The organism is Thermoanaerobaculia bacterium, from assembly GCA_018057705.1.
GTDB lineage: Bacteria > Acidobacteriota > Thermoanaerobaculia > Multivoradales > JAGPDF01 > JAGPDF01.
The window spans coordinates 1-17,807 of the sequence record JAGPDF010000027.1 but is presented as its reverse complement, the minus strand read 5'-3'; the positions used below and the strand labels follow the sequence as shown (position 1 = coordinate 17,807).

General features: G+C 67.7%; 21 protein-coding genes and 1 tRNA gene. 1 reads left to right on the top strand and 21 read right to left on the bottom strand.

Translation table 11 applies throughout. The features are described 5' to 3' along the window. Positions 1–143: 143 nt before the first annotated feature. The 7 genes from KBI44_10600 to KBI44_10570 all read right to left on the bottom strand — a co-directional run bounded on the left by KBI44_10600 (position 144) and on the right by KBI44_10570 (position 7,063). Positions 144–1,205, bottom strand: coding sequence for a hypothetical protein (locus tag KBI44_10600; GenBank protein ID MBP9144922.1), 1,062 nt, complete (start codon positions 1,203–1,205; stop codon positions 144–146). A 664-nt stretch (positions 1,206–1,869) separates the two neighbouring features. Beyond that, the gene (locus KBI44_10595) at positions 1,870–2,574 is read right to left on the bottom strand and encodes an MOSC domain-containing protein (protein MBP9144921.1); all 705 of its coding nucleotides are present in this window, start codon (positions 2,572–2,574) and stop codon (positions 1,870–1,872) included. 98 nt (positions 2,575–2,672) lie between these two features. Then, entirely contained in the window at positions 2,673–3,536 is an 864-nt protein-coding gene (locus KBI44_10590; GenBank protein MBP9144920.1) for a hypothetical protein, read from the bottom strand. A gap of 350 nt (positions 3,537–3,886) precedes the next feature. After that, positions 3,887–5,053, bottom strand: a complete 1,167-nt coding sequence (locus KBI44_10585) for an ADP-ribosylglycohydrolase family protein (protein ID MBP9144919.1) — start codon at positions 5,051–5,053, stop codon at positions 3,887–3,889. Next, positions 5,050–5,598, bottom strand: coding sequence for a dual specificity protein phosphatase family protein (locus tag KBI44_10580; GenBank protein ID MBP9144918.1), 549 nt, complete (start codon positions 5,596–5,598; stop codon positions 5,050–5,052). Before KBI44_10580 ends, KBI44_10585 begins: the two co-directional genes overlap by 4 nt. Positions 5,599–5,961: 363 nt before the next feature. Further along, a complete protein-coding gene (locus KBI44_10575; GenBank protein MBP9144917.1) occupies positions 5,962–6,585 on the bottom strand; it encodes a hypothetical protein in 624 nt (207 codons plus the stop codon). A 226-nt stretch (positions 6,586–6,811) separates the two neighbouring features. Then, positions 6,812–7,063, bottom strand: coding sequence for a hypothetical protein (locus KBI44_10570; GenBank protein ID MBP9144916.1), 252 nt, complete (start codon positions 7,061–7,063; stop codon positions 6,812–6,814). A 307-nt stretch (positions 7,064–7,370) separates the two neighbouring features. Here KBI44_10570 and KBI44_10565 point away from each other — a divergent pair, with 307 nt between their 5' ends. Next, positions 7,371–9,236: a hypothetical protein gene (locus tag KBI44_10565; protein MBP9144915.1), complete on the top strand. Its 1,866-nt coding sequence runs from the start codon at positions 7,371–7,373 to the stop codon at positions 9,234–9,236. A 51-nt stretch (positions 9,237–9,287) separates the two neighbouring features. Here KBI44_10565 and KBI44_10560 read toward each other — a convergent pair whose 3' ends face one another. The 14 genes from KBI44_10560 to KBI44_10495 all read right to left on the bottom strand — a co-directional run bounded on the left by KBI44_10560 (position 9,288) and on the right by KBI44_10495 (position 17,761). Continuing rightward, positions 9,288–9,677 carry a hypothetical protein gene (locus KBI44_10560; GenBank protein ID MBP9144914.1) on the bottom strand — a complete coding sequence of 130 codons (390 nt, stop codon included), beginning with the start codon at positions 9,675–9,677 and terminating at the stop codon, positions 9,288–9,290. A 502-nt stretch (positions 9,678–10,179) separates the two neighbouring features. Continuing rightward, a complete protein-coding gene (locus KBI44_10555; protein MBP9144913.1) occupies positions 10,180–10,476 on the bottom strand; it encodes a type II toxin-antitoxin system RelE/ParE family toxin in 297 nt (98 codons plus the stop codon). Then, positions 10,464–10,649 carry a hypothetical protein gene (locus KBI44_10550; protein ID MBP9144912.1) on the bottom strand — a complete coding sequence of 62 codons (186 nt, stop codon included), beginning with the start codon at positions 10,647–10,649 and terminating at the stop codon, positions 10,464–10,466. The genes KBI44_10555 and KBI44_10550 overlap by 13 nt, the downstream gene beginning before the upstream one ends. A gap of 387 nt (positions 10,650–11,036) precedes the next feature. Next, positions 11,037–11,351, bottom strand: coding sequence for a putative addiction module antidote protein (locus KBI44_10545; GenBank protein ID MBP9144911.1), 315 nt, complete (start codon positions 11,349–11,351; stop codon positions 11,037–11,039). A 4-nt stretch (positions 11,352–11,355) separates the two neighbouring features. Beyond that, the gene (locus KBI44_10540) at positions 11,356–11,652 is read right to left on the bottom strand and encodes a type II toxin-antitoxin system RelE/ParE family toxin (protein ID MBP9144910.1); all 297 of its coding nucleotides are present in this window, start codon (positions 11,650–11,652) and stop codon (positions 11,356–11,358) included. Positions 11,653–12,036: 384 nt separating this feature from the next. Beyond that, complete coding sequence (locus KBI44_10535) at positions 12,037–12,258, bottom strand: type II toxin-antitoxin system HicB family antitoxin (GenBank protein ID MBP9144909.1); 222 nt, start codon at positions 12,256–12,258, stop codon at positions 12,037–12,039. Positions 12,259–12,968: 710 nt separating this feature from the next. After that, positions 12,969–13,397 carry a hypothetical protein gene (locus KBI44_10530; GenBank protein ID MBP9144908.1) on the bottom strand — a complete coding sequence of 143 codons (429 nt, stop codon included), beginning with the start codon at positions 13,395–13,397 and terminating at the stop codon, positions 12,969–12,971. Beyond that, a complete protein-coding gene (locus KBI44_10525) occupies positions 13,384–13,995 on the bottom strand; it encodes a nucleotidyltransferase domain-containing protein (protein MBP9144907.1) in 612 nt (203 codons plus the stop codon). The genes KBI44_10530 and KBI44_10525 overlap by 14 nt, the downstream gene beginning before the upstream one ends. 198 nt (positions 13,996–14,193) lie before the next feature. Then, positions 14,194–14,550: a transcriptional regulator gene (locus KBI44_10520; GenBank protein MBP9144906.1), complete on the bottom strand. Its 357-nt coding sequence runs from the start codon at positions 14,548–14,550 to the stop codon at positions 14,194–14,196. A 106-nt stretch (positions 14,551–14,656) separates the two neighbouring features. Next, a complete protein-coding gene (locus tag KBI44_10515) occupies positions 14,657–14,908 on the bottom strand; it encodes a hypothetical protein (GenBank protein ID MBP9144905.1) in 252 nt (83 codons plus the stop codon). A 100-nt stretch (positions 14,909–15,008) separates the two neighbouring features. Beyond that, complete coding sequence (locus KBI44_10510; protein MBP9144904.1) at positions 15,009–16,175, bottom strand: slipin family protein; 1,167 nt, start codon at positions 16,173–16,175, stop codon at positions 15,009–15,011. 404 nt (positions 16,176–16,579) lie between these two features. Next, positions 16,580–16,652, bottom strand: a tRNA-His gene (locus KBI44_10505). A gap of 632 nt (positions 16,653–17,284) precedes the next feature. Further along, positions 17,285–17,527, bottom strand: a complete 243-nt coding sequence (locus KBI44_10500) for a type II toxin-antitoxin system HicA family toxin (GenBank protein MBP9144903.1) — start codon at positions 17,525–17,527, stop codon at positions 17,285–17,287. Positions 17,528–17,554: 27 nt separating this feature from the next. Next, the gene (locus KBI44_10495; protein ID MBP9144902.1) at positions 17,555–17,761 is read right to left on the bottom strand and encodes a 2-oxoisovalerate dehydrogenase; all 207 of its coding nucleotides are present in this window, start codon (positions 17,759–17,761) and stop codon (positions 17,555–17,557) included. Between the last annotated feature and the right edge of the window lie 46 nt (positions 17,762–17,807).

The following is a 17,807-nucleotide window of genomic DNA, read 5'->3' as shown; positions in this document are numbered from 1 at the left end:
CCATTTCGGTTCCGTTTTACATCCACTTTGGAGACCTTCGGATCGGTCTCCTTCGAGCCCCGGGAGATGGCGCCTCGTCGCCAGCGAGGACCGACGAGAGCCGCGGCGAGTCCCCACGATACGAACCGGGTGGGAAGGTCCTTCTAGCGCGGCGCTTCCAGGTCACGCCGCCGCAGAGCGACCATCCTTGCGAGCGCTGCGAGCGCGAGCAGCGCCGCGAGCGCCGCGAGGCCGAGCGGCGAGAGCGCCGGGACCTCGGCGGGCTCTCCCTGCTGCTCGGCGCTGACGCAGATCTCGACCGAGCCGGCGCCGGGAATCGGTGCAGGCTCCATCACGAACGTCGCGCCACTCGGGGCGACCAAGGTGCCGCCGGCGCCGCCGCCGTCGCCCTCTTTGCCGAGGCCGGTGCCGCCGCCACTGTAGCCGCCGCCCCCGCCGCCGGACGGCCCGGCGCCGCCGCCGCCGCCGCCGAAGCCGCCATCGCCGCCCGAGACCGATCCGGCCCCGCCCGCGGCGTCTCCCGGGCTCGAAATGCGGTGGCCGCCGAATCCCGAGACAAAGCCGATGCCGTCGCCACCGTCGCCGAGGAAGCCCGCGCCGCCGCCGGCGTTGCCGCCCTTCTCGCCGCCGGCCTCGCCGCCGAGGCCGTTCGTGCCACCGGCTCCTCCGGTCGGCCCGCTGCCGGCACCTCCGTCCGGGGAGAAGTTGCCGTCCTGGCCGTCTTGCGAGAGTCCCGCGCCGCCCCCGCCCGCTGCCGCAAGGTAGAGCTCGCCGGCGGGCGTGAAGAGGAAGCTCCCACCGCCGCCTCCCGCGCCGAAACCGGGGTTCCCCGCCCCCCCCTGGCCGCCTGCGATCACCTGGAGCGCCAACGGCGGGGCGACCTCGAAGATCGCGACCACATGGACGCCCCGACCGCCGAGGCGGTTCCCCTGGCCTTCGAGCGCGAGTGGCGCCCGGTCGACGGTCGAGCCGACATGCGAAACGTCGACGTCCGCAGCGACCGCCGAAAGATCCGGGATGGAGTCGCCGCCGGAGCCGCCGGTCAACTCCACGCGGAGCTCGGTCGCGTTCGCAGGGACGTTGTACAGCGCGATCGCGCCCGTCGCGGGGAAGGTGACCAGCGTTCCCGGGAGGCAGTCCGGCGGCCCGCCCGCCCGGATCGGCGCAGCGCAAAATCCGAGGGCGCAGACGAGCCCCACGGCCATTGGAGCCCGAGCGCTTCGCTTCTTCGATGAACGTTCAACTGCGGATGGGCTTCGCTTCACGATGCCTCCCTGGAAGTGTCGACTCCGGGCCGACGACCCGGAGCGGGCCATAGACGCCGTACCGGCCCGACATTCCCTTCATCGAGATCCGCCCCTCCCACCCGACACCGCAAGCGGAAAAGAATCGAAACCGTCGCCATCTCTCCAGAGGCAAGACTTGGCCTGGATCCAGAACCGGATCGGCCCGGCAAGGTGAAGGCCGGCCCGCCGAACACCTGGAGACACCTTGGGACACCGGGGGACACCGGGGGACACTCGAGGACACTGGGAAACACTCGATGACACCGGGGGACACATTGCGGGCAAGCCGACGCGCCCTCCCCGCAACCCCGCCCCACCCCGCTATGTGTCCCCTCCCCGCGGCAACGAAATCTCATCTCCTTCGAGCCCCCGAGAGAAGACCGCCCCGTCTCTCAGAATCTCAGCCCACACCAGGGGACACATTGCGGGCAAGCCAACGCGCCCTCTCCGCAACCCCGCCCCACCCCGCTATGTGTCCCCTCCCCGCGGCAGCGAACTCTCATCTCCTTCGAGCCCCCGAGAGAAGACCGCCCCGTCTCTCACAATCCCAGGAAAAAGCAGCCGGCAAAGCTGCCACGCAACCTCACCCGCGCAGCAACTCCACCGGATCGCCGACCCGAACCCGGCCGCCCCGCACGACTTCGGCGTTCAGTCCGAGGACGCCGCCGGTCCGTTCCACGACGGTGCGCAGCACGCGCGGCTCCTGCTCGAGGGTGTCGGGATCGAACGTCGTCATGACGCAGCGCCCGCGGAGATCGGCGAGCGCCACCACGACCGCGTCTGGCTGACCCGCCTTTCCGATCCGCAGCCGCCGCCCCTCCCAGCCGCGCTCGGCGAGTCCGGGCACCCCGGCGAGGAGCAGGTTGGGCCGGAACCGGCGGCGGTCGGTCTCGACCGAGCCGGCGGCGAGCGACGCGTTCGAGATCTCCGCGATGGCGCCGTCCGTCATGACGAGGAGCGGCAGGATGTCGAAGCGCTCGAAGAATTGGGGACTGTCCCCATTTCTCGTCCGCACCAGACGCGCCCCGGCGCCCGCGGCGCGCTCGACGTCCGCCGCGACCGCCGGATCGCTCCAAGGCCGCCCGTCGACGCGGATCTCGCCGTCGGCGCCGAGTCGCGCCCGATGCCCGAGGAGCCGCGGCCGGCTGCGCGCCGTGACGAGGTGGTCGCCGACTCGCACCTGAACGAGCCGGTCGCCTTCGACGCCCGACGTTGTCAGCTCCGCCTCCTCGAGCTCCTCCCCCGCCATCGACTTCACCGGATACCGCCAGATCTCCGCCAGATGCATGGAAGCTCCCCGGGCCGATCCAGGATCCGCGATCGGCCACCCACTCACTTGGATGCATCGCGGTTTCAGCCGGCACCCGCCGGTGAGGATCTCTGCCCCTACCCGAGCTCTGCCCTCTCTTCGCGGCTCGCCCGCTCGGCGAGGAGCGGTACGCCGAGAATCAGCATCTCGCTCGCGAACTTCGCCGAGCAGTAGCCGATCGTCCAGCCGAGCTCGCCGGCCTGCATCAGCCAGCCGACCAGCATCATGAGCCCGAGCCCCAGGACCGGCAGGACGAGGATCACCGCCGGCAACCTGCCGCGCTTCGGCCCGAGCGGATGGCGCCGGTCGATTCGCTCGATCGCCTTCGCGGCCTGCGCCACGCCCCAGCCACCGGCGGCGAACGGCACGAAGAACGGGATCCCGCCGAGGAACAGGGTGAGCCAGCGCGCCATCGCCGTGAAGGCCGGGGTGCTCACGAACGTCCCGCCATGGTGGAGCCAGAACCGGCGGTCAGCGATCGCGTCGAGGAGCAGCCCCGCAATGGCGACCGCGAGCGGCCAACGGATGGCACTCTCTTCGAGATAGGCGAGCGGCTCGCGCACCGCGGCGAGGAACGGCCCCAGGTCACGCAGCAGAAAGCCGAAGACGAGGCCGTAGACACAGACGAGCCAGAAGAGCCCGAAGGCGAGCGCCGGGAGCCGCGCCACGAGGCTGAGGCTTTTCTCTTCCGCCTCCGGCCGTGCCGTGGGGGGCACGAACTGCAACTGAATCCAGGCGACGAGGGAGTAGGCGATCGCCTCGAACGCGACCAGCACGACGAGCTCCCACGGCCGCATCTCCCCACGCACGAGCGCCCGCGCCGCGAGGAGGTTCGCCGCCAGCACACCGCTCCCCTGGCGCACCAGCTCCCAATGCGACGCGACCGGATAGCGCCGCCGCAAGGCGTCCCAGAAAGCGATCGACGCCAGCTTCTGCCGCATCGAGCCCTTCGGTGCTTTCGGTACCTTCGATCCCTTCGGACCGTTCGACGCCTTCGGCGGCTTCACCCCTCAGCACCCCACGCCCGTCCGGTTCCCATCCCTCCTGAGAACGCCAGGAACCCCCACCAGGGGACAGAAGGCGAAGAGACACATCGCCCGCATTGGGGGACACATTGCGGGCAAGCCGAGGGACATTGGGGGACACATTGCGGGCAAGCCGATGTGCCATCCCGAGAACCCCGCCCCACCCCGCTATGTGTCCCCTCCCCACGGCAGCGAAGTCTCATCTCTTTCGCGCCCCCGAGAGAAGACCGCCCCGTCTCTCAGAATCCCGAGAAAACGCCCCCCGATCACCACCCCGGATACCGCTCCCACCAGGCATCCGCCTCCGGTGTCCTCTCCGAGTACTCCCCGAGATCCGGTGCCCTCCCCTCGAGCTGCCGTGCGAAATCGTCCGCCAGCTGCGTGATCACCTCACGCCCCTCGAGCTCCTCCAACCAATCCCCCGGCAGCGCCCCTTCGCCGAGCACCGCTCCGAGAAGATTCCCGCAGATCGCCGCCGTCGAATCGCTGTCGCCCGAGTGGTTCGCCGCCAGCACCAGCGCGGCGCGCTGATCCTCGGGATGTGAGAGCGCGGCATAGACCGCGATCGCCAGCGCCTCCTCCGCCACCCAGCCCTCGCCGAGCGATTCGACACGCTCGGCGGAGGGCTCGCCCGCGAGCGAAAGCCGCCGCGCCGCTTCGAGCGCCACCAGCGTCTCCCGGTGCCGGGGCTGCCTCTGCAACAACCCGGTCGCCACATCGAGCGCTTCGTCCAGCGTCCGTCCCCCGTGCGCCACGCCATGGACGACCGCCGCCAGCACGCCGGCTGGCAGCTGCCCGCTCGGGTGCCCATGGGTCAGCGCCGCGATCTCGACGCTCATGGCGAAGGCCTCCGCAGCGCCGTCCTTGCCCACGCCGCGCTCCCGACCGAAAAGGAACCCGACCGGCGCGGCGCGCATGACCCCGCCGCAACCCTTCGAGTCGTTCTGTGCCGGACCTCCGCGGTCCCCGCGGCTCTGCAGTGCGCCGAGGCAGGTATTGCCCGGCGCCCGGCGGGCGTGCAGGAAGCGCTCCCGCGCGAGCCATCCGTCCGGCTCCGGCTGCTCTTCACTCCAGATCTCCCGCCCGGCCTCTTTCCAGCTACCGCCCTGAGTCCACAGCCAGCGGAGGTAGGCGTGGAGCACGACCGCGGGCGGATGACAGAGCCCGCGTGCTGCCAGTCTCACCTCCGCGCGAATCAGACCTTCGACGGTGAAGAGCGTCATCTGCGTGTCGTCGGTGATCGCTCCCCTGGCTCCAACGGCTCCGACGACGCCATACGCGGGCGCGAAGTGCGTGAGCCCCCGCGGGCCCCACTTCGCCCGGATCGCCGGCCACTTCATGAACTCGATCGGCGCCCCGAGCGCATCGCCGAGAGCGCCGGCCAGGAGACAACCGCGCACGCGACTGGCGAGGGGGAGCTCGCGCGCGCTCACGCGCGCTTCCCCTCGCGACTCGCGAGCCAACTCTCGGCCGCCCGCCACTGCTCCGGCATCGGCTCCCCGCGATAGCCGTTCGCCTGCAGGCGACGCACCGCCGCGTCGAACGCGATCCCCTCGCGCCGCGCGAGCCACGCCGCGAGGATCGTCGGCGTCCGCTGCATCCCCGCGCGGCAGTGCGCGAAGACCACCGACCCCGGCTCGTCGAAGCGCGCATCGAGCCACGCCGCCGCCTGCGTGAACGCCGCCGCGCTCGGCGGCGAGCAGTCCTCGATCGGCAAGTGCATCCGCTCGATGCCGACCTCACCCGCGAGCGCGACCGCCTCGATGCCGACCCGCCACGGCCCCACCCACTCCGCCTCCTCGCGCAGATCGAGAACATGCGTCACCCCGCGCTCCAGGAGATTCCGCAGATCCTGCTCCGAGAGCGGATTCCTCCCCGCCCACAGCCGCGGCGCGAGCTGCCAGAAGCGAAACGCTGGGACCGCAGGATCGGAGTAAATGGCGTCGTGCCGGCTGCGAACGTCGTCGGAGGGCTTCACGCGACGATTGTCTCTCGCCGCGCCCCAGAGAAGAAATGGAGAGAGTCCAGGTCTCCCGCTGCGGCCAACGCTGCGAGTGGGGGGCACATTGCGGGCGAGCCGAACTGCCCTCCCCGCCAATAGGGGACATACCGCAGGCGAGCCGAAGTGCCCTTCCCGCCAATGGGGGACATATTGCGGGCGAGCCGACGTGCGCTTCCCGCGAGCGCGCCGAACCCCGCTATGTGTCCCCTCGCGCCGCCAAGGAGACCCATCTCCTTCGCGCCCCCGAGAGAAGACCGCCCCGTCTCTAGCGATGCCCCCTACCCCGCCCGCCCCCGCAACCTCCGACTCAACGCCCGGCGCGCCGGAGATTGCCGCTGCTCACCGATCCAGCGGGGAGAAACTTCCGCCCCCGGGCTCGACCTTGTTCAGGCGGTTCCAGTCCGGCCCGGCGCTCGGCTTCACGTCGCGGTCGGCTTCGGGCGTTCCCAACGGCCAGCGAACGAAGCGCTTGTCGGCGATGACGATGTCATCCGTCGCCGACCCCGGCAGGAATCCGCCGATCTCATAGACATCGCCGTCGAATCGCCCATTCGCCCCCGAGCTTCGAACGCTGAAGACGCGCGCCGCGAGAAGTTTCTCCTCCGCGTAATGGACCTCGATGCGCTTGCCCCAACCGTCGTATTCCGGGATATCGCGCAGGTAACTGGCTTCCTCGCGCGGATTGAACAGCTCGAAGAGCTCGCGGTAGGTCAGCAGCTCGTTCACCGCGGGAATGCGGACGAGCTTCGACGGCTGGCTTGAGAGCACCCAGTCGCTCGGTGCCCCTTCCAGCCGATGCTCGCCGGATGTCGCGTCGTTCACGAAGGACTGGAGCGCGGCAGCGATCACGCGGAGGCGATCCATCGTCACGGCTTCTGGCGATGCCGGCGATGCCGACGACGCGCGCTCTTTCGCCCCCGCGAACGCCGAAGTGCCGATGAGAGCCAGCATCACGAGGATCATCGATGCGAATCGGAGCGATTTCGCCATAGCGCCTCCCGGATCTCTGCGGAGACAGGGTACACCCACCCGACTCGGACCCCGCGGGGACTCCAAAAGGAACCCCTGTGGGTGCGAACGTCTTGCGGCGGAGATGGGACTGTCCCCCTTTCTCCCGAGACCGCCCCGCTTTCCATTCCCGCCGCCGAGAACTGGAGGCTGTCCCCGAGTTCTCCCGCCCCCCGACCGCTCACCCCGCCGAAGCGAAGTCCTGCGTCTCCATCATTTGCAGCAGGAACAGCGCCTGAAAGGCCTGGATCTTCCCGCCCCGCGCCTGCACGCCCAGGGTCTCGGGCCGAGAGGGATGATCGAAGATCCAATCGTCCCCTTCGAACCGCTCGAACCGGAATCCCCGCGCCTCGACCAGCGCGCGGAACTCGTCGAAGCCGACCTCGCGGACCTTCCCCTGCAGGATGCGCTCGTAAAGCCCTCGATTTTCCATCGTCTCGTCCTCCTCGAAAGAGTAAGGACGCAATTTCGCCCCGCTATCTCGCACCCGAGAGTTGGAGCAGTTGGGGACACATTGCGAGCGAGCGTTGGGGACGCATCGGAGCCTTGGGGGCACATTGCGGGCGAGCCGAAGTGCGCTTCCCGCGAGCCCGCCGAACCCCGCGATGTGTCCCCCCGCGCCGCGAGGAGGACTCATCTCCTTCGCGCCCCCGAGAGAAGACCGCCCCGTCTCTAGCGCCCCCGAGGTCGGTCTGTCGCCTTCCGCCCTCCAACGACGTTTCTTCCTTAGGAGGACCAAGATGCCGACTCTCTTCGCCGGACGAATCCGCGCACAATTCCGCGCCCGATTCCCGACACCGCACCTCACTCTCACCCTCGCCTGCCTCTGCGTAGCCGCCGTGGTCGCCTTCGGTGCCGCGGGCGCCGGCGCGGTCGAGCGCCGGGTGCACAAGGTCAGCGGGCCCGCGGTCGTGGGCAGCGACGTCTACTGGCTCTCATCCGCGTCGAACCAACGAGTCTCGCCCGACGGCGAGTGGATCGTCTGGGTGCAGGACGCCGAGGTGAACAACGCCCACGCCCTCTGGGCGGCGCGGCGGTGGGGCGGCCCGGCGAAGCGGCTTTCGGGCACTCTCGCGCCCGGCGACGCGTTCGAGGTCGTGCGTTTCTCACCCGATTCGAAATACGTCCTCTACACCGCCGCGCAGGAGGTCTCCGACCGCTACGAGCTCTACACCGTGCCGCTACTCGGCACCGCCGCCGACGGCGTCAAACTCTCCCCGCCGCTCGCGGGTTCGCAGGACGTGTTCTCCTACACCCTGCAGTTTTCCGCCGACGGTAATCGGATTTTTTTCAACCTTTCCCAACTCGGAGCCCTGGAGCACACGCTTTACTCGGCGCCGGTCGACGGCTCGTCCGCCGCGGTCGGCCTCGACGGGCCTTTCGACGACGACGGCCAAACGCTCAACTTCGCGGTGACGCCCTCGCGGGTCGTCTTCCAGCGGCGCGCCGGCTCGACAGACCCCTTCGAGATCTGGAGCGTTCCGCTCGCCGGTGGGGCGAAGGTCCGCCTGACGCCTCCGATCCTGGGCACGGGAGGAGCCGGGGCGCCGAGGCTCGCGCCCGGCGGCGCCCGCGTCCTCTTCGTCCTCAGGGACGCGCCGACGGAGCCCGCGAACGAGCTCTGGTCGGCCGACGTCGCCGGCCCCGCCGGCAACGCCATCCGTATCGCCGACGTGCCGGTCGTCGGCGGCAACGTCAACGATGTCTGGAGTGTCACCGCGGACGGCTCGCGCGTCGTTTTCCAGGCCGACCGCGATACCGACGGCAAGGAGGAGCTCTACTCGGTGCCAACGGCCGGCGGGGCGCCGCCGGTCAAGCTCAACACCGGGCTCGTCGCCAACGGCGACGTGAACGCGTACGAGATCTCGGCCGACGGTTCAACCGTGGTCTATTCGGCCGACTGGGCGGTCGACGAACGCCGCGAGGTCTTCTCGGTGCCGATCCTCGGCCCTTCGGCTTCGGGCGTGCGCCTGAATCGCCCGCTCGTCGCCGCCGAGTCCGCGGTCTTCGGGGGCCTCTTCGACGACATCGTCGTCTATGGGGTGGGCGATGCCGCGGGGACTTTCATCGACGAGCTGCGCGGCGCCCCCCGGGGCGGGCCGGCGAGCGCCGAGTGGCCGATCCTGGTCGCCGAGACCCTGCTCTCCGGGCCCGGCGTGATCCTGCCGGTGCGCTCCATCTTCCGGGCCGACTTCTCCGTTCCCAACGACTTCGCGCTCTGGACGGTGGCGAACGACGGTACCTCCACGCCGAACAATCTCTACAACATCCTGTGGGGGAGCGTCGAGCTCGGCGTCCTCACCGGCGTGACGCCCGACCACTCGGAGTTCTTCTTCCTCGCGGCGATCGACGGCGGCCCGCTCCATCTCTGGGCCACCCGCACCGACGGCCTGCAGCCCCTGCCGCGCCGGCTGAGCCTCACCCCCACCGCCGGAGGCGGCGTCATCGACGAGCAGTTCGACCTCGAACCGACCCCGGACGGCATGGGCATCCTCTACGAAGCCGACTCCGAAGTCCCCGGCCGCGAAGAGCTCTTCATCTCCGACGCCCTCATCTTCGCCGCCGACTTCGACGAAGAAGGCGACCTCTCGGAGTGGTCCCCCTAGCGCGGACCAGAAGAATTGGGGACAGTCCCCATTTCTTCCGCTAGCGGTCGCTCACCAGCTGCAGCCGTACGCCGCAACCTGCATCTTCGCGAGCTCCGCCGCCTGCTCGCAGGCCGCCGCGAGCCCAGCCTTCCCCTCCGGCGTCGCCACTGCCCGCTTCCAGGCGTCCCGCGTGGCATCGAGCGCCACCTTCACCTGCTCGCGAGCGTCCCCCGTGACCTTCGTCGCGAGGCAGGTCTCCCACTTGTTCAAGTACTCGTCGCAGGCGGCGACTCCGATGACGCCAGCCGTGGCCGGCGGCGCGGTGGACTCGATCGGCGCCATCTTCGAATCGGTCGCCGCCGAAGGGGCGGGCGGAGCGGGTGCCGTTTTCGACTGGCAGCCGAGAGCGCCAACGAATACGGGAACCAGGGCGAAGGCGAGAAACATGGACTTGCGCATGAGGTTTCTCCGGGAAGTTGGGTTCGATTGTCTGTTACGTCAAAGCGACGGAGGAAGGGACACCGGAGGGCCCGTCCACGTCCCCGGAGCTATTCCAGATCGCCGGGGACCCATCGCGGGCGCGACAGTGCCGCGCCTCCGCCACCCCGCCCATTCGGGGACACATCGCGGGCGCGCCAGTGCCACGCCCCCGCGACCCCGCCCATCTGGGGACACATTGCGGGCGAGTCAATGGAGCGACTTCGCGACCCCGCCGAACCCCGCTATGTGTCCCCTCGCGACGTTGAGGAGACTCATCTCATTCGAGCCCCCGAGAGAAGGCCGCCCCGTCTCTAACGATGCCCACCCCGCGAGCCTTCGCTGCCGCACAAACAGCAGAATGATCCCGCCGTTCCTCACGTGGTGGATGCACCGCTCCCCCGTCGCCGGCGCCTGCGAGGTCGTCGACTGCGACTCCCAATGTACCCGTTCGTGCGAGATCGCGCAGTCCGTCCCGCCAGCGCTACGGCAGGTACCTCGGCAAGTCCATGGCGCCGTGAAAGACGCCCAGAATCGTGACGGATGCGCCCGGCTCGAGCCGGTAGACGACGCGATAGTGGCCGTAAAAGACAATGCGCACGGAGCGGCCCGATCTCGTCTCGTAGGCGAAGCCGCGCTCCGGAAAGCGGTCGAGGGTTTCTGCGAGCCGATAGATTCCACCAACCGTCTCAGTGGCCGCCTGAGGACTGGTTTCCGCGATGTACTCGAGAATCTCGTGCAGCCGATCGGCAGCCTCCTCGGTCCACCTTACTTCTGCCAAGCGGCCATCCTCCGGCCCAACTCCTCGTGGCTGATCGTCCGCCCGTTCTCGGCGTCGGTGACACCCCTCTCGACCATGCGATCGAACGCCAGCTCCTTGATCAGTTCCTCGAAGGAGCTGTCGTCCGGCTGCCCCTCCAGAAGCTGGATCATCCGCTGCTTGTCCGTCGTCACTGGTTCGCTCATGCCAGGGTCTCCCTCAAGGTGCTCCAGCCCGGAATTGTAACGCCAGCGAACGCCAGCAGTCGCGCGGCCGAAGACAGCCAGCACTCCCGACCACCTGGCGGGCAAGACATCGCCACCATCGACATCTGGGGACACATTGCAGGCGAGACAACGGAGCACCCCAGCGACCCCGCCCATTTGGGGACATATTGCGGGCGAGTCAATAGAGCGACTTCGCGACCCCGCCGAACCCCGCTATGTGTCCCCTCGCGACCATCTCCAGATGGAGGAGACTCATCTCATTCGAGCCCCCGAGAGGAGACCGCCCCGTCTCTAACGCTGCCCACTCCGCGAGCCTTCGCTGCCGCACGAACAGCAGAATCGTTCCGCCGTTCCTCACGTGGTGGATGTACCGCGCCCCGACTCGATCGCCGCCGCCCTGAGCCTCAGTCCCAGCGCTGCCACCACCTTGAGCACCGTCCCGAGCTCCGGATTCCCGTCCTTCGAGAGCGCCTTGTAGAGGCTCTCGCGCCCGAGCCCCGCGTCGCGCGCCACCGTCGTCATCCCCGCCGCGCGAGCGATATCGCCGAGCGCGGCCGCGACGACCGCAGGATCGCCGTCTTCCAACGCCGCTTCGAGGTAGGCGATGCGTTCCGCTTCGGTTTCGAGATACGCCGCCGGATCCCAGCGCCGGGTTCGAACGACCTTCATCGGTTCATTCCTCCAGATGGAACGCCAGCTCGGAAGCCCGCTCGATGTCTCGCGCCTGTGTGCGCTTGTCCCCGCCACCGAGCAGGATCACGAGCGTCTTGCCCCTCGTGACGAAGTAGATTCGTAACCCCGGCCCCCAGTCGATTCGCAGCTCCGAGACCCCGCGCCCGACCGGGCGGACATCGCCAGGATTGCCGAGCGACAAGCGACGGAGGCGCACCCGCACCTTGGAACGCGCTCGAATGTCCTCGAGGCTTGCGAACCAGCTCGCGAATGCCACCGTCTCGCGAACCTCGATCACCAGACAACGTATCCCAAGGGATACGTACCGTCAAGGTGCGCTTTCGAGGAGGTCCGAGAGAATCCGAGCGCCTCATCCATGCCCTGTGAAGACGGATTCGACGCCCGGAATCTTGCGACGAGCGATCTCCTGGGGACACTTTGCAGGCAAGACAACGGACCGCCCCCGCGACCCCGCCCATTCGGGGACACATTGCGGGCGCGAGGCTGCAGCGCCCCCGCGCCCGCGCCCATGTGGGGACACATTGCGGGCGAGACAACGGATCGACTTCGCGACCCCGCCGAACCCCGCTATGTGTCCCCTCGCGACCATCTCCAGATGGAGGAGACCCATCTCATTCGAGCCCCCGAGAGAAGACCGCCCCGTCTCTAGCGCTGCCCCGACCTAGCCCGCTGCACGCCTCGCATCGGGCCGATACGTCGGCTCCGGGACGGAGAGTCCGTGCTCGCGCGCGGCCTCGAGCCAGACCTGTTTGGCGACCAGCACCTCCGCGAGCGCTTCCTCCGGACTGTCGCCAAAAGCCGCACAGGGAAAGAGATCGGGAATGTCAGCGACGTAGCTCTCGTCCTCGTCGCTCCAGAAGACGTTGATGTGGTAGTCCTTCATCGGTCGATCTCCCCGGGCAGATTGTATTCCTCCAGCATTCGGAGCAGCTGCCGGACCTGGTACGGCTTGGCTTTCCCCGGCACTCTGTCGGGGACACATTGCGGGGACAACAGGGCAACGCGCTCGAGACTCCTTCGATACCCGCTATGTGTCCCCTGCAACCCACCCGTTCGAGGCGGAAGCCAAGCTCCTCGAGAAGCGCGACGAAATCACCGAAGGCCACGTTCTGCATCTCCCCGCGGCGGATGCGCCCCAGCAGCTTCCAGTTCCGCACGGCGTCGTCCTCCTCGAAAGAGGAAAGACGGAATTTGCCGTACGAATCTCGCGCCTCGGTGCGGGCATTCGGGGAGACAAGCACTTGGAGAGATTCTGAGGGCAAGACTGCCGGTCCCATTTGGGGACAAATCTCGGGCAAGACAACGGACCGCCCCCGCGACCCCGCCCATTTGGGGACATATTGCGGGCGAGTCAATGGAGCGACTTCGCGACCCCGCCGAACCCCGCTATGTGTCCCCTCGCGACGTTGAGGAGACTCATCTCATTCGAGCCCCCGAGAGAAGACCGCCCCGTTTCTAGCGCTGCCGCAACAGCAAGCGAAATCTCTCCGCCGCCTGGCGCATCGCTCAGATGTCGATGCGACGCCCGACTCCATTCCTATCGTCTGGCTCAGTCTTGCTTCACGCTGACGATGGTCTCCAACGACAAGTCTCTCAGGTTGTCTCGAGCTCGCCGCGATCCTGAATCTCGCGGAGGATCTCGGCGGCTGCCGTGAGGAGGTCACGCAACAGGCGCTCGTCGATCGCCTCCATCCCCTCATAGTCGCGCCGGTTGCGCTGCTCATGGCATTTCGCGAGGACTCTCCAGGTCGACGCCGATGTTCCGAGCGTATGAGCCAGCGCCTGGAATACAACTTGCCGGTCCGATGCCCGGTAGCCCAGGCGGCGAAGGGCCGCGCCTGCGACGGAATGGGCCGCAGAATAGGCGAGATCGAATCGACTCTCCGCATGGAGACGGTCGTTTCCGGCATCTTCGAGACGCCTTGCCGCATTTCGGATGAGCCCTTCGTACTCCTCTCGAACGACCGGCTCTCGCTTGAGCCTTCCCACCCGGACGAGATTCTCGAGCTCAACCGAGAGCATTCTCGTCCCCGACGACGAAGAGCTTGGCTCCCTCGGCAATCCGCTTGGCGAAGGAATCTCGCCCTGCGCGCTTGCGCTGCCATTCGGCTGCGGTCATGACCGTAGGGTTGATCGGACGGGCGAGGGCTCTCTCTGCGCTCGGGAGTACCTCGTAGAGATCGGGATAGGACAGTACGTCGCTGACGACGAGGAGATCGACGTCGCTGCGAGCTCGCTCGGTACCCTTGGCCAGAGAGCCGAAGACGAAAGCGATCTGAATGCTCTTGGCGATCGGAGCGAGCGCGGCGCGCAACGGCTCGACGAGTCCGACCGTCTTCACGACGAGGCCGTGCAGTTCTTCGTAGATCGGGGACTTCGGGTTGGCCTGGTAGTGCTTCTGGTTGCCGATCCGGGTCACGGTGACGAGCTCGACCTCGGCCAGCCGCTGCAACTGCCGATGCGCCGCCCCCGTCCCACTGTTCGCCAACTTGATGATCTCCCCGTTTCCGAACTGGCGCTCCGGCTGCCCGAACAAAAGACCCAGGACGCGCTGCTGCACAGGCGTGAACAACGCCCCCGCCAATCCGCTCCCGGGAGCCTTCTTTCGCACGTTTCCCATAATGGGTACGATTCTACCCGTTTTGGGAATCAACGTCTCCAGGCCGGCCCGCCTCCAGACCGACGCAACTTCGAGCCGAGGGCTTTCTCTCCCCATAGATCCATTCATGGAAGGTAAAGACGAATTTCAGCCCTGTCGTCTTGCGATTCGGGGCAGCGAGCCAACCCGCCCCCCCCTGCGCCGTCGCCGCACCTCCGCTCAGACCGCCGCCAGCCTCTGCACCGTGTCGGGATACCTCTGCACCAGGCGGATGAGCAGCGCCGCCTGCGCGTTGGGCTTCGCCCGCCCCTGTTCCCAGTTCTCGAGGGTGCGGACGTTGGTCCGCAAGTAGGCGGCAAACAGGCCGCGCGACAGGTTGAGCTCTTCGCGCAGCTCGACGAGCTGCCGGGGCGAAACTTCAGGAGCCGGCTTCAGCTCGATCGTATGGGTGCGGAGCGTGCGCTTGCCTTGGCGCTTCCCTTGGCGTTCGTCGGCGAGGGCCTGGATTCCTTCATCGAGCTCGGCGAAGAGATCGCGCCTCTTGCCGCGCCGCGCTGGGGTCTTTGCCGATTTCATGACTTCCTCCTGGCCTCAACTTCCGACTTGATCCTGGCCCGCATTCGATTATACGCAACTTACGTACATGTCAATCAAGGCAGCCTGGTACCGTAGCGGTGCCACCTCAATGCCCCGCGGCGATGTCGTGCTCTTCCAGCATCCGCAGCAGATACAGCGCCTGGAAGGCCTGGATCTTTCCGTCGGTGGACTGCACGCCGATGGATCCAGGCAGGGCGGGATGCGCGAAGACCCAGGAACCCTCGGTTGCCCGGTCGAAGCGAAAACCCCGCTCCCCGACCAGCGCGCTGAACTCGTCGAAGCTGACTTCCCTCACCTTCCCCTGCCGGAGTCGCTCGTGAAGCTCGCGATTTCCCATCGTTTCGTCCTCCTCGAAAGAGGAAAGACGGAATTCCGGCGCGCTGTCTGGCGCGGACGCACAAAAAGCCTCCCCGGAAACCGTCCCGGAGAGGCAGCACCTACACCAGCTTCATCACCCGCTCCGAAAGTCCGCCGTCACCCAGGACCACGGTCAGGTTGGCCTTCTCGGCCACCTTCTCGAGGACCTCGAGCTCCTTGAGCTTCATGAGCGTCGGGCTCGACTCGAAGATCTTGGCGGTGTTCGCCTGCATCCGCATCGCCGCGGTCTCTTCCCGCCGCGTGAGGAGCATCGCCTCCGCCCGCTTCTTCGCCTCGACCACCCGGTTGAGGATCTCCTTCATCTCGCCCGGCAGGATGACGTCCCGGATACCGGCCTCGCGCACTTCGAGACCGAGCTCCAGCGACCGCTTCTCGAGCAGGCTCTGAAGCTCCGCGACGACCTCGTCCTTGCCGGCGAGAAACGCCTCGAGGTCGCGCGTGCCGACGACAGCCCGCAGCGCGAGCTGCGCCTGCCGGTAGAGCGCCTGCGAGTACGACTCGACGGTGGTCACCGCGAGCGCCGCATCGGCCACCCGGTAGACGACCAGCGCGTTGAGCCGCAGGGTCACCTTGTCCGCGGTCAGGATCTCCTGACCGGAGACATCGAGCACCTGCTCCCGCCGGTCGACCGCGACGACCTGGAACTTGCCGCCGCCCTTCCAGAAGGCATAGAGACCCGGACTCAGGTCCCCCATTTCGCTCACCAGCCTCCCGTCCCGAAACACCAGGCCGGTCGTACCCGGAGCGACGACCGCGACGTCGAGCTCGCTCTTCGCACCCGGCAGCTCGACGATCACGGCGAGCGACGGGTGCTCGAGCCGAAAGCTCGCAGAGCCGAGAGCCGACGAGCCGGCAGCGTCCGGCGAGTTTGAGGAAAATCCGAGCTCGTACTTCTCGACCTCGACCTTCCGCTCCGCGGTCCACACCGCCGACACACCCTTGCCCTTGACGCCCGCGTACCGGCCGTCGATCCGCACGATCGCCCGCTCCCGATCGACGAGGTCGAGCACGACCGCCTCACCCTCGAGGAGCCCCGCCCGCACGATCTCCGGCAACATGTTCGTGGCCACCCACGGATCCCGCGTCGAGAAGCGCTCGATCTCGAGCCCGCCGCCGATCGCCATCCGCAGGTACCGCCCCGGCCGCAGCAGCTCGACCGGCTGCGCATCCCGGTACACGACGACCCGCTGCCCGTACTGCACTCGAATCCACTTCAGGAACGACATGGTGCACCTTCCTTCCTCGCAACCCCCGGACCTCCTGTCCGGGGAAAATCAACTCGAAGACTTCTTCGACAACAACCGAACGCGACGCGACCGAAATCGCCTGCCCCAAGACGGGACGCGGAGCCCGCAGTTCGAGTCCTCGCCTCCGGCGGAGCAGCACCAGGGAAGTTCGCAGGAGGTAGCCGTCTCCCACTCCTTCAACCCGATGCCGCTCCGCCGGTTCGGAAGACTCTCCCTTCCGAGCCGCAGGGCGCCCACCCTTGTTGCCCGTTTCGCGCGTCTCCGAGCTACGAGGACACGCGCCAGGCCGGCAAACTCAATGAAGTCGACCGCAGTCGACTCCACTTTTTCGATCCCGCTCGCGCCGCGATCGGGTCCTGCAGAGTCGCCTTCCGGCGACGTTGTGAATGGCGCGGGATTCGAACCCGCGACGACCGAGTTCATGGCTCGGTGCTCTCCCAACTGAGCTAGCCATCCCGCATGAGCACGAGGCGTCCGCCGGCTTCGAATCCGTCTCGGAACGCGCGGCTTCGAGAATCTCTCCCCCCCGCGCGCCGCACGGCTCCGGCACACCCCTCCCTTCCTCCCGGCGCTCTGCTCCGGGCAGTCCCGGCCCCCTTCGATGGATCGGCCGGAAAACAAAAAAGCCTTCCGAGGATCGCTCCCCAGAAGGCTCGTCGCGTCGAAACGCAGTTCGAACGAACCCTAGAGAGCAGCCTCCACGACAAGACCCTGCGCGCAAGCGTTCCGCGCGCGGAGATCCGTCTGACCGAGGAAGTTCCTCAGATCGGCTGGCTCGAGATGCCTGTTTGAATTTCGTTCGCTGCGCGGCACGTGTGCTCCTTCAATTCGAAAATGGAGGCGGAGTATGGTCCTCGAGAAAACGTTTGTCAAGAGCCTCGCGCGAGACTGCAAGAGTTGGGGACACATTGCGGGCGAGCCGAAGTGACATCCCCGCGACCCCGCCAAACCCCGCTATGTGTCCCCTCCCCGAAGCCCAGGCAACGAATCTCTTTCGCGCCCCCGAGAGAAGACCGCCCCGTTTCTAACGCTGCCGAAGAAACGGCGACAGTCCCGCTCCCCGCGCATCTCCCGGCTCGAGGCTTCGATCAGCCGAAGAGTCGGGCGAGCAGCTCGTTGCGCTCGATTCCGAGGTGCTCGGCGACGTCCGCGAGAATTCCAGCGACGGTTCCGGCGCGGAGTGCCCGATGTCGCGGAACGGTCAGATGATGCTCCCCTCCGGTGATCGTCGTCAGCCGCTGGTGAGAGCCGGACTGCCGGGTCACGACATAGCCCACGCGCCCGAGCGCACGGACGAGTTCGTCACCAGACAGGTCGCGAGGAAGCCGCACGTTGGCTCCAGGGATGAGGCGCGCAGCCTAGAGCGCGAGAACCTGATCGCGCACGAAGTGCAGTCGCACGACCGCTGGCTTGTCGCCGGCGTCGTAGTGGCACTCCACCGCGTCGCGAATCTCGCTCTCGAGGGCCGGCCAGCTCTCGGCCTCGGCGAAGATCGACTCTCCCAGAGCTCGAGCGACATAGCCGCCCTCGTCCGCCTCCCGCACCTCGAAGATCAACTCTCGAATCTCGGAACCCGGCATACCCCGAGTATAGAACCGCAGACCCGCTTTG